The sequence below is a fragment of the Acinetobacter variabilis genome, from assembly GCF_000369625.1.
In the GTDB taxonomy this organism is placed as follows: Bacteria; Pseudomonadota; Gammaproteobacteria; order Pseudomonadales; family Moraxellaceae; genus Acinetobacter; species Acinetobacter variabilis.
Map to the genome: position 1 here is coordinate 1 of NZ_KB850114.1, position 11089 is coordinate 11089.

Genomic DNA, 11089 nt, shown 5'->3' on the forward strand with positions numbered 1-11089 from the left:
ATATGACTACGTTTACCTACCAATATGACTACGTTTACCTACCATAAGTCTACCTTATTTATTTTATAGATTTAACCATGTTTACCTTGCATTAATCTACAGATTTATTAATATAGATTTATATTCATAACTAATAAGATAGATAAATAAAGTGCGGGATTTAGTAGTTAAAGATAATGCATTAATTAATGCGAGTTATAACTTAGATTTAGTAGAACAGCGTTTAATCTTATTAGCTATTGTTGAAGCAAGAGATAGTGGTCGAGGCATTAATGCCAATGATCCATTAGAAGTCCATGCTGAGAGCTATGTAAATCAATTTAATGTTGCAAGACAAACAGCGTACCAAGCGTTAAAAGATGCTTGTAAAGATCTATTCGTACGCCAATTTAGCTATCAAGAAATCAATAAGAGAGGAAATGTAGAAAATGTTTTAAGCCGCTGGGTCAGCGAGATTAGATATATCGATGATGAAGCAACCGTGAAGTTAATATTTGCTCCTGCAATTGTCCCACTTATTACACGTTTAGAAGAGCAATTTACTAAATATGAATTACAACAAATTAGTAATCTCAGCAGTGCGTATGCTGTGCGGTTATATGAATTGTTAATAGCTTGGCGCAGTACAGGCCAAACTCCTATTATTGAACTAGCAGAGTTCAGGAAAAAAATAGGTGTTCTTGATGATGAATATACAAGAATGGGGAATTTCAAAGACCGAGTATTAAATTTGGCTATTGCTCAAATTAATGAACATACAGATATTAAAGTCCAATGTCAGCAACATAAAAAGGGACGTAATATTTCTGGCTTTTCATTTACCTTTAAACAGAAAAAGGTCGTTATAGCTAACAATAAAAAGCAAACTACTCTTGAGATTTTCTCAAAATTTACTGATGCACAGCGACATTTTTTTGCTAATAAGCTATCTGAGCTTCCAGAAATGAATAAATATTCTCAAGGTACTGAAAGCTATTCGCAGTTCGCAGTTCGAATTTCTGAAATGCTAAAAGATCTACAAAAATTTGAAGAACTACTGCCATATCTAGAGAAAGTAGGCTTTAATGCAAAATAAAACTCATGTTCAGATTGGATGTTCATATGAACATCCCTGTACACGTACTGAGGGACTCCATTGAACACAACAAAATTCAGCGTTATGGACGCCAGTAAAGCGTTTAAAAAGTCTAGAACAACAATTTATGAAGCTATAAAAAGTGGCGAATTATCAAGGGATAGTGATGGACTCATAGATCTATCGGAATTAATAAGAGTTTATGGAAATCCAACTGGTGTTCAGTCCAGTACACGTATTGAACAAGTCCAGAAGGATGCACCTGTACGTGTACAGTCCGAGATCGAAAATGTTCTAAAAGATCAGATTGCTTTACTTAAAAATCAGTTAGATTTAGCAAATCAAAGAGAAAAGTCTTTGATGCAACATATTGAAGATCTTACTCATAGAATTGAGTTTAAAGGCACCTTAGAACAGCCAAAACAAGAAAATACTAGTAAGCTAAATGAATCTACTAATCTAAATATAGCAACAGATCCTCGGCCAGAGATTGAGTCGAACTATGACGCATTGACTACTCCTAGTGAAGACAATAAGCGTATACCTATTCCAGAACACGTTGAACCGGAACCTAAAAAAAGGGGATTATTGGGTCGTTTAGCTCGGGCAGTTTTTACAGATGAGTAAGGTTTTATTGTTGTTTTTAGCTAAACAAAAGTGTGGAACATTGCTTGTTTATTGAGCGTGGAACATGAATAATCAATAAAAAGCCGTTCCAGTGCGCTGAACCCTGGAACGTCTTAGTATAAGTTTTTGATTTATATGAAATAAAAAAGAGAGTTTCGTATAAGGTGTATTATGTTAATTTTAGAAAAACTAACATTCATGCCCCTAGTTCATTTACAGCAAATCAATACCGAAATGGTGCAATATAGCTGCCCATGCAAGAAAAAGAAGAATGGTCATTACGTAGCAAATGGCTAGAGATAGCCAAAATCCATAACGCTGATAAAGTATTGGGAATGCTAAAAACATAGGTAATGTCGGTACTACATACCAAAAGGTATACCAAGCATGATTTGAAATTTTCTGCGGGTCTTGATTCTCAAGTTTCATCCATATCAGCACAAGTATCGTTACGATAGGTAAGGCTGCAATCAATCCGCCTAGACGGTCACTACGTTTAGCAACTTCTGAAATAAGTATGACCATTCCAGCAGTTAGAGCGTACTTAGCAATAAGCCAGACCATGTGCATTTCCTAGATGAGTAGATTTATAAAGTTCTATTTTACAAACTGCTAAGTTATAAGCATCTGTTGAATTTACTATTAAAGGATAGAAAAATCTTTTATGACTTTTACATATATTCTTATTAAAGGAAAACTATTTTTAATCCTTTAAAATTGTTATAAGATAAACAAAATTTGTTGATTTTATAACATGAAAATATCATTACTGATCTCATCACTTCCCAGTCAAAGCACAACCGCAAGAATGCGAATTTGGCGTTCATTAAAGTCAAATGGTGCAGCAACTTTAAGAGATGGTGTTTACCTCTTACCCGAAGCACATTCTGAAAAATTCGAGTCTGTTGTTCATGATCATCTTAATGAACATGGGCATGCCTATATCTTTCAGACTGAACCTCCTGCACATTTAGACCTTGCTCAACTTTTCGACAGGACTGGAGAATATGAAGAACTGAGAACTGAAATTTCACAAATACAAAATACGCTTGAGGAAAATAAGAAAAAAGAACATCTCAAACAGATTCGAAAATTAAGAAAAAACCTCAATTCACTGATAGAAATAGATTTTTTCCCAAATACTCATCAAAGCAAAACACTGAATGAACTCACCCGATTAGAACAAGTTATTGCCCGGTTAGGTGAATACGATGAACCCAATAATTTTGAACAGCAATTAAAAGTCCTATGCAAGCAAGATTTTCAAAATAAAATCTGGGCAACCAGAAAGCGTCCTTGGGTTGACCGTTTGGCATCGGCATGGATCATTCAGAAATTTGTAGACCCTCAGGCAAAATTTATTTGGTTAGAGCATCCCAATGATTGCCCCAAAGATACCTTAGGTTTTGATTTTGATGATGCCCAATTTACCCATATCAATCATCTAGTCACTTTTGAAGTGTTAATGCATAGCTTTGAATTACAAACCCCTGCTTTAAATAAAATCGCTGAAATTGTTCATTTTTTAGATGTTGGGGGAAATGAGCCTGCCGAAGCCTTAGGCATTGAAAAAATCTTGCAAGGCTTAAGAAGCACGATCACAGATGATGATCAATTACTCCATCTTTCAAACCATATTTTTGATGGCTTATATGCAGACTTTCAAAGGAATTTAACATGAATAATAAGTCATCTTTAATAGATGAAACAGAAATTGAATCTATCAGCTTTTGGCAAGCATTCAAATTTTGGTTAAAACTGGGATTCATTAGCTTTGGTGGCCCTGCCGGGCAAATCGCTGTTATGCACCAAGAGTTAGTTGAAGAAAAAAAATGGATTTCAGAACAGCGTTTTATGCACGCATTGAATTATTGCATGCTCTTACCCGGCCCCGAAGCTCAACAACTTGCAACTTATATTGGCTGGTTAATGCATAAAACCAAAGGTGGCATCGTTGCAGGGGTTTTATTTGTTCTACCTTCTCTTTTTATCCTCATTGGGCTGTCTTGGGTCTATGTGAAATATGGCGACGTCCCGATCATTGCCGGTTTGTTTTATGGCATTAAGCCCGCAGTTGCCGCAATTGTATTTCATGCCACGTATCGTATTGGCAGTCGTTCATTAAAGAATAAATTTCTATGGGCGATTGCAGTTATCGCTTTTCTTGCAATATTTATTTTTAATATTCCTTTCCCTTTAATCGTTTTATGTGCAGCGATATCGGGTTATTTGGTCGGTAAAAAGTATCCTGATTTATTTAAGCTAAATGCACATCAGTCCAGTCAAAAATCCTATGGACGTGCAATTATTGATGATGATACCCCTACACCTGAACATGCTGTTTTTAAATGGTCTCATCTGATCAAAATAACTGTAATTTCAGCACTTTTATGGGCAATTCCACTCATCTCTTTAACAGCAGTTTTGGGATGGAGTCATTCTTATACTCAACTGGCTTGGTTCTTTACTAAAGCTGCACTTCTGACATTTGGTGGTGCTTATGCTGTTCTGCCTTACGTTTATCAAGGCGCTGTCGGTTTTTATCACTGGCTCACCCCAACTCAAATGATCGATGGTTTAGCCCTAGGTGAAAGTACTCCCGGCCCATTGATCATGGTGGTGGCTTTTGTCGGCTTCTTAGCAGCTTATAACCATTCGCTGTTGGGTGCTGAACATCAATTTATTGCAGGTGCATTAGGTGCAATCATCGTCACGTGGTTTACTTTTATTTTCTCATTTTTCTTTATCTTAGCCGGAGCACCTGTTATAGAGTCCACACACAATCAAATTAAATTTACTGCCCCTTTAACCGCCATTACCGCTGCCGTGGTGGGCGTAATTTTAAATTTGGCACTCTTTTTATGTTACCACGTGCTTTGGCCACAGGGTTTTGAAGGGAATTTTGATTATATCTCTGCCATTATTGCAATTTTAGCTGTAGTCGCATTATTTAAATTTAATCAAAGTGTGCTCAGAGTCATCATCGGTTCTGCTTTAGTGGGTTTAACGATTAAAATTTTACTATAAAGAATGAACACTAGAGGTATGGATAAAAAATCTATGCTTCTTTTGACACGATTCAAGGTATCTTCTTTCATATAAAAAATTAAAGAATATTCCACTAAATCACTCCCCATTTAACATAATGGCTGTTATACGCAATAAAAAAACCTGGGCACCAACCCAGGTCTAAAATTTAAAAAACAGATAAATATCAGTGCAATAAACTCATTTTTCTAATTTCGCATAACGTGTATTATGTTAATTTTAGAAATTCTAAAAAAGGGATAGTTTTTAACTATCCCTTTATCTTGTAAAAATTATCTTAGTAATAATACTGGTTTTGTAGAACTTGATAACAATTTGGTCGTCGTACTACCAATAAAAAACTGGCGTATCTTTGAATGACCATATGCACCAATCACAATCATATCAATAACGTTTTTTTCTTGATAATCCAATATAGATTTCTCAACATCACCGTCAAGCATGCTATCAATTACATCAAAACCATTATTTGCAAGTAGCTCTTTTGCCCAAGTGACTTGTGATGTCATATCACTATTTGGCTTACCAACATATACCACATGAGCTGTCAGGGTTTTTAATAAAGGGCTATTTGCAATTTTGTCTACACAAATACGTGCAGTAGGACTTCCATCAAAAGCAATTAAAAATGACTGAGGTGGACTAAACGGTGAGGATGTGATTAACACGGGTTTATGAAGAGCACGAACAACATTTTCAATATGGGTTCCAACTTTACTGGAATTGTGCTCGGTTTCAGTTCCATGCTTACCCATAACAAGAACTCGAATATCCTCTTCCATTCCCATGATTGTTTCTAAAAGACTGCCATGGCGTTGAAAGCTTTGAGCATCAATAGAGAACTTCTCCAATAGATAGTTTTTTGCTTCCCGAAGAAGAATTTGGCCATGCTCTAGCTCAATCTTCCCCTTACGTTCTTCAAGTTCAACCAACTCATTTAGCAAGATTTCTCGACTTCCCAAGCCGATTGCACCGCTTAAATCTTGTGGTGCTTTCGCTTTTGGCTTATCAATAACATGTAATAACTTAAGCGGTGAACTAAGTTTATCGCTAAACCAAGCTGCATAATCACAAACGGTATTTGTTGCTAATGATCCATCAATACATGCAATAATTTTTGACATAATTCATCCCTCTTAGTGGCTATTTAAGCGATCTAAAGCATCTGGCTTATCATGGATACCAAACTTATCGACTAATGTTTTACTGGCTTCATTCATTCCAATAAGTTCGACTTCTGTTCCTTCACGTCTAAACTTAATGACCACTTTATCTACAGCAGCGACCGCAGACACATCCCAGAAGTGAGCCTGACTAACATCAATCACAACTTTTGAAAGTGCTTCTTTGAAATCAAATGCAGAAGTAAATTTATCTGCTGAGCTGAAGAACACTTGACCTGTTACCGTATAAGTACGGGTATTTTCAGGTTCATTAAATTCGGACTGAATTGCCATGTAGCGTTCAATTTTGTTGGCAAAAAATAATGCAGAAAGAAGTACACCAACTAATACGCCATAAGCCAAATTATGTGTCGCAACGACCACGATGACTGTAACGATCATCACAATATTGCTAGATAAGGGATATTGGCGGATATTGCGTAGTGAATCCCAGTTAAATGTTCCAATTGCTACCATGATCATGACAGCAACCAGTGCAGCCATTGGAATGGCTTTAAGCCAGTCACTGATAAACACCACCATAATTAACAGAAAGACCCCTGCACTAAATGATGATAAACGGGTACGTCCACCAGATTTCACATTAATAATGGATTGACCAATCATGGCACAGCCTGCCATTCCGCCTAAGAAGCCTGAAGCGACATTGGCAACACCTTGCCCTTTACATTCTCGGTTTTTATCACTGGTGGTATCTGTTAAATCGTCGACAATTGTTGCGGTCATCATGGACTCAAGTAAACCCACGGCTGCCAAACCTAGTGAATAGGGTAAAATAATCACTAAAGTTTCAAGATTTAAAGGGATATCAGGAAGTAAGAAAATAGGTAATGTATCTGGTAATTGCCCCATATCACCTACGGTTCTTACATCTAAACCAATGAACAAGGCAAAAAGCGTAAGGAGGACAATACAGATGAGGGGAGAGGGTAAAAGTTTCCCTATTACTGGGATATAAGGGAATAGATAAATAATAGCTAAACCGCCAATTGTCATCGCATAGACATGCCATGTCACATTAGTGAGTTCAGGTAATTGAGCCATAAAAATTAGAATAGCCAAAGCATTTACAAAGCCAATCACGACTGACTTTGATACAAACCGCATCAAGGCCCCTAATTTTAGATAGCCTGCTAGGATTTGAATAAATCCTGTCAAAATTGTGGCTGCTAATAAGTATTGCAGACCATGCTCTTTAACCAGTGTGACCATTAATAAAGCCATAGCACCAGTTGCAGCAGAAATCATCCCTGGACGACCGCCTACGAAAGAAATCACCACGGCAATACAGAATGAAGCATATAACCCTACCTTAGGGTCGACACCTGCAATAATTGAAAAGGCAATTGCTTCAGGAATTAGAGCCAAAGCAACAACAATACCCGCAAGAACATCCCCGCGAATATTGGAGAACCATTGTTCTCGAATAGTGGATAACATGAAAATAGCCTATTTTTTTAAATTTTAGGAAAGGCTAGTGATGTGATATATGACACACAAGCTACTACACCACATCACTAGACAGTGATGAGTTATTTACTGTTTTAAGAGATAAATAAACTTATGGTGGCGTAAGTGTCATATTAAGAAAGATATCTATTTTGGAGGGTTTCGGGGGCAATGATAGCAGTTAGGCCCTTTTCTATCCACCCTAACCGCAGTACTGAAGTAAAAGTAAGAATGATCATAGATAATTTTAGAATTGATTTATGTCCATTTAACATAATGGCGGTTATACGCAATACACTTGTATATTAATTGAAATATCAGATACTTATTTAAACCATAAAAATCTAAAAATGCCCAAAAATCCGATTTTGAAACAAGTCGGCTTTTTTATGTTCGATTCTGTAATATTTTGCCAATAAAAAATGGAATAACTTTGCAAAATTTACAATTTTGTATTAACATTTTTATATTAACAAAAAGCGATGCAACTATGGAAATTGAGTTTTCATGGGATGAGCATAAAGCAGAAACAAACCTCAAAAAACATGGTGTAGCTTTTGAAGATGCAACCTTAGTTTTTTATGATGCTCATGCCGTCTTCAAACAGGATCGCTTTGAAAATGGTGAATATCGTTGGCAAGCGATAGGTCTCGTACACGGGCAGACAGTTTTATTGGTGGCTCATACTGTACAAGATCATAATGGGATTGATCATATCCGTATTATTTCAGCACGACAGGCAGAGAAAAAAGAGAGGAAACAGTATGAACAAAACCGTTACTTACAAAGTAGATTTGAATAAACCTCCTGTCTTATCTGAAGAACAAAAGGCAAGACTTGAAGCATTAGATAAACGCCCAGACAGTGAAATAGACTTTTCAGATATTCCCGAACTTGATGAAAGTTTTTGGAAAAATGCAGTGCAAAATCCATTTTACAAGCCGACTAAACAAGTAACTACGGTTCGCATCGATGCAGATGTCATGCAGTGGCTAAAAGCCCAAGGCAAAGGCTATCAAACACGAATGAACAAGATTCTGCGTGATGCCATGCTGAATGAACTAAAAAATCATCCGTAAAAAATGGGAGCTATAGGCTCCCATTTTTGTGTAACTCCAAAATAGAAATGTCCGGTTTTAGAATATGCACTTTTGCAATTTTCTTAGCGGACGGTTTAGCTAGATAAAAAGCAATTTTTTTGATCTTTAAAGAATGAGGATATAAGCTGTTTAAAACTTAATTCTAATTGGTTAATAGGTGAAAAATGAAATTAGCAGAAGCTCTCTTACTTCGAAGTGATCAACAAAAAAAAATTATTTCACTAAAACAACGTATCAATGCAAATGTATTGGTACAAGATGGTGATCAACCATCTGAAGATCCAAATGAACTACTAAAACAAGTATTTTCTTTAATTCAAGAATTTCAAAAATTAAGTTATGCAATTCATGAAACTAATGCTTTAACAAAATTAAATGATGGCCGTTCTCTACTTGCTTTATTGACTTTGCGTGATGAATTTGTAGAACAGCACAAAACCCTAACTGCAGCAATAAGTAATACATCTCGTGAATCTGATCGTTATAGTACGCGGGAAATAAAGTGGCATAAAGTTATTCCAGTTTCATCATTACAAAAACAAGCTGATGATATTAGTCTTAAATTACGTGATTTAAACGTGTTAATTCAGTCGACTAATTGGAAAATTGATTTGATTGAAGCCTAATAGTCCTTTAGATATAATCAAGTTGAACATACTGGGCGAGTACAAGATCCCTTACTTCCACAACATAGGATTGTAAATAAAGTGTAGTGGCTTGCAAAGCAAGTGGATAAGCTTAAAATTTTAAGTACAAATCAATCCATCACTTGGCATAACTCAAATCTTTGTGCAAACAAAGTTACACGTTACTTATAACTACCATGTACTGACAGTATGTTCACCTCAATTACTAAAAATAAAGAAATGAGCAAGCATCAGCTCAACTACATTTCTATTTTTAATTCAGTTCGGCATTTAACATAAAATCTCTTATACGCAACCCAGGTTAATCCTGGGCTTTTTGTTCAATCTCATCATTGGCCGCAAACATGCCTGGATTAGTGAGCTTAATATTTTCCTGACAACTTCTACAAAGCATTAAGCCTGCAAAAAGCTGTACATTCTGTCCATTTCCACAAAGCGTACATGGTTTTGAAATTTGAATAATATTGTCCAAAATTAAGATTCCTTAGAAAAGTTTTGTTCCGCATAATTAGCGGCCTTAGCTTGCATACTTCTAATTTCATCTTTAGAAGCACCATTTTTCATTAACAGCCATAAAAGCATCATGTAAGTACTACTAAAATCTTCATAGTATTTTTCAGAAAAATTATTATCTTCCTCAAAATCATCTATTCGCTTTTCTAATCGATTCACCAGATCCTCAATACGATCGGCTTGCTGTTTAACAGCAATAGATTGAAAATCATTGGTCAAAATTTTACTGAATAATTTACTGGTTCTGATTCCTTCTGAATTAGCCAATTGATCGTAGAATTCTGCTACTTGTGGATCTAACCTGACTGCATAAGTTTTGACTTTTTCGCCCATAAATTACACCTCTTATTAAAATTAGATTTTGTACAAAATTAAATATATATAATTCAACTAATTAAATAAAAATAATAAGTAGATTACGTACAAACCTATTTGTACAATATTAATTTATTATAAAACAAAAACTTATTTAAATATAATGCTTTTTTTATGTACAATCATGAGTACATGGTTTTTCTTAAATTTATCAATACCTTATCTAAAAAAAGTGTTGTTTTGATGTACAACCATGAGCACAGCATAAAAAATAGATAATTCAATCACTTATTCTAAAAAAAGACCATTTTTATGTACACGTTTCTGAGACCCTAAAAAATCGCTGAAATCCTTATCCTGTAAGGCTTTGAGGGTTGTCATCGTTAGATGCGTGGTGTGTGACAAAAAAATCCCGGCGTGTGCCGGATCCTTGATTGGAAAATTGGCTAAAGTGACGTAGGGCCGGTGCTTGGTTTTGCATGGAAAAAAGTATTTATTTCTTGGTTTAGAAAAACGTAAAAAGATCAATTTTTTTGTCCCTTCATCCAGGTTAAAAATTTCAACCCAAAACTTTAATTATGAAAAGCTTCATAGAACGCGTTCAAATGCGATTTAAGAGCCTTTACCTAAAAGACATAGATCTCATAGTGAAAAACACAAAACAGCTCAAAAAACGCAAATGAGAGCGAAATAAAGAGGTATTTTGACTTTAGATAGATGCATAGAGCGAGTGTCTACGAGCGAACTATCAAAATTTGCGCCTAGACCCTCTGAAAAACATTTTTTTATCCTCTTTAGCCTAAGAAAGCGTAAGTTTCATGCAGAAATTTGCTCCTGGATCGAGCGTAGCGAGTAAAAAAGTTTTATGAGCGAAGCGAATTCCGAGTTGCTTTTGCTTTTTCTTAAAGTCACGCCAGTATTAACCAAAAAATTGCCCCAACGAACTGAGCGAAAGCGAAGTTCAATAGAGTTTGAGCGAAGCGAAAACCAAGGGCAATTTTTCATTCCGTGGGCTTTTAATTATTTTAAAGTTTTTAAATGCTTTTAGGTAAGCTGAAAGCCTTGTAAATAAAGGCTTCTAGACTTCATATGACTACGTTTACCTACCAATATGACTACGTTTACCTACCA

12 protein-coding genes are annotated in these 11089 nt (G+C 35.7%); 7 read left to right on the top strand and 5 right to left on the bottom strand.

The features are described from left to right. The first annotated feature begins 151 nt into the window (after nucleotides 1-151). Together repM and F897_RS15320 are read left to right on the top strand one after the other, a co-directional pair. Nucleotides 152-1075 (top strand): replication initiation protein RepM, encoded by a 924-nt coding sequence (gene repM, locus F897_RS15315; RefSeq protein WP_005174434.1) that lies wholly within the window; start codon nucleotides 152-154, stop codon nucleotides 1073-1075. A 60-nt stretch (nucleotides 1076-1135) separates the two neighbouring features. Further along, on the top strand, nucleotides 1136-1702 hold the full coding sequence (locus F897_RS15320) for a plasmid replication DNA-binding protein (protein ID WP_224214022.1): 567 nt from the start codon (nucleotides 1136-1138) through the stop codon (nucleotides 1700-1702). A gap of 213 nt (nucleotides 1703-1915) precedes the next feature. Here the strand turns inward: F897_RS15320 and F897_RS15325 are convergent, their stop codons facing one another. Further along, nucleotides 1916-2266 (bottom strand): DUF3147 family protein, encoded by a 351-nt coding sequence (locus F897_RS15325; protein WP_004644745.1) that lies wholly within the window; start codon nucleotides 2264-2266, stop codon nucleotides 1916-1918. A 190-nt stretch (nucleotides 2267-2456) separates the two neighbouring features. Here F897_RS15325 and F897_RS15330 point away from each other — a divergent pair, with 190 nt between their 5' ends. Together F897_RS15330 and chrA are read left to right on the top strand one after the other, a co-directional pair. Further along, nucleotides 2457-3383 (top strand): chromate resistance protein ChrB domain-containing protein, encoded by a 927-nt coding sequence (locus tag F897_RS15330; RefSeq protein ID WP_005098232.1) that lies wholly within the window; start codon nucleotides 2457-2459, stop codon nucleotides 3381-3383. Continuing rightward, nucleotides 3380-4729, top strand: a complete 1350-nt coding sequence (gene chrA, locus F897_RS15335; RefSeq protein WP_005098231.1) for a chromate efflux transporter — start codon at nucleotides 3380-3382, stop codon at nucleotides 4727-4729. Before F897_RS15330 ends, chrA begins: the two co-directional genes overlap by 4 nt. Nucleotides 4730-5022: 293 nt before the next feature. Here the strand turns inward: chrA and F897_RS15340 are convergent, their stop codons facing one another. Further along, complete coding sequence (locus F897_RS15340) at nucleotides 5023-5874, bottom strand: universal stress protein (protein WP_005108965.1); 852 nt, start codon at nucleotides 5872-5874, stop codon at nucleotides 5023-5025. Between the two features lie 12 nt (nucleotides 5875-5886). Beyond that, on the bottom strand, nucleotides 5887-7374 hold the full coding sequence (locus tag F897_RS15345) for a SulP family inorganic anion transporter (RefSeq protein ID WP_005108963.1): 1488 nt from the start codon (nucleotides 7372-7374) through the stop codon (nucleotides 5887-5889). A gap of 499 nt (nucleotides 7375-7873) precedes the next feature. Here F897_RS15345 and F897_RS15350 point away from each other — a divergent pair, with 499 nt between their 5' ends. The 3 genes from F897_RS15350 (at nucleotide 7874) to F897_RS15360 (ending at nucleotide 9109) form a co-directional block, all read left to right on the top strand. Then, nucleotides 7874-8185, top strand: coding sequence for a BrnT family toxin (locus F897_RS15350; RefSeq protein WP_002042420.1), 312 nt, complete (start codon nucleotides 7874-7876; stop codon nucleotides 8183-8185). Next, complete coding sequence (locus tag F897_RS15355; protein ID WP_001044691.1) at nucleotides 8148-8462, top strand: BrnA antitoxin family protein; 315 nt, start codon at nucleotides 8148-8150, stop codon at nucleotides 8460-8462. The genes F897_RS15350 and F897_RS15355 overlap by 38 nt, the downstream gene beginning before the upstream one ends. A 185-nt stretch (nucleotides 8463-8647) precedes the next feature. After that, nucleotides 8648-9109, top strand: a complete 462-nt coding sequence (locus F897_RS15360; protein WP_000761346.1) for a DIP1984 family protein — start codon at nucleotides 8648-8650, stop codon at nucleotides 9107-9109. 322 nt (nucleotides 9110-9431) lie between these two features. Here F897_RS15360 and F897_RS17810 read toward each other — a convergent pair whose 3' ends face one another. After that, nucleotides 9432-9602: a hypothetical protein gene (locus F897_RS17810; RefSeq protein WP_002067611.1), complete on the bottom strand. Its 171-nt coding sequence runs from the start codon at nucleotides 9600-9602 to the stop codon at nucleotides 9432-9434. 2 nt (nucleotides 9603-9604) lie between these two features. After that, nucleotides 9605-9976 carry a hypothetical protein gene (locus tag F897_RS15365; RefSeq protein ID WP_005174618.1) on the bottom strand — a complete coding sequence of 124 codons (372 nt, stop codon included), beginning with the start codon at nucleotides 9974-9976 and terminating at the stop codon, nucleotides 9605-9607. Nucleotides 9977-11089: the final 1113 nt, after the last annotated feature.

What these genes read in the sequence shown, in the direction of transcription:
- F897_RS15340 (WP_005108965.1), bottom strand. Translation starts at nt 5,874, where the DNA reads ATGTCAAAAATTATTGCATGTATTGATGGATCATTAGCAACAAATACC.
- F897_RS15360 (WP_000761346.1), top strand. Translation starts at nt 8,648, where the DNA reads ATGAAATTAGCAGAAGCTCTCTTACTTCGAAGTGATCAACAAAAAAAA.
- F897_RS15345 (WP_005108963.1), bottom strand. Translation starts at nt 7,374, where the DNA reads ATGTTATCCACTATTCGAGAACAATGGTTCTCCAATATTCGCGGGGAT.
- F897_RS15350 (WP_002042420.1), top strand. Translation starts at nt 7,874, where the DNA reads ATGGAAATTGAGTTTTCATGGGATGAGCATAAAGCAGAAACAAACCTC.
- F897_RS15325 (WP_004644745.1), bottom strand. Translation starts at nt 2,266, where the DNA reads ATGGTCTGGCTTATTGCTAAGTACGCTCTAACTGCTGGAATGGTCATA.
- F897_RS15355 (WP_001044691.1), top strand. Translation starts at nt 8,148, where the DNA reads ATGAACAAAACCGTTACTTACAAAGTAGATTTGAATAAACCTCCTGTC.
- F897_RS15330 (WP_005098232.1), top strand. Translation starts at nt 2,457, where the DNA reads ATGAAAATATCATTACTGATCTCATCACTTCCCAGTCAAAGCACAACC.
- chrA (WP_005098231.1), top strand. Translation starts at nt 3,380, where the DNA reads ATGAATAATAAGTCATCTTTAATAGATGAAACAGAAATTGAATCTATC.
- F897_RS15365 (WP_005174618.1), bottom strand. Translation starts at nt 9,976, where the DNA reads ATGGGCGAAAAAGTCAAAACTTATGCAGTCAGGTTAGATCCACAAGTA.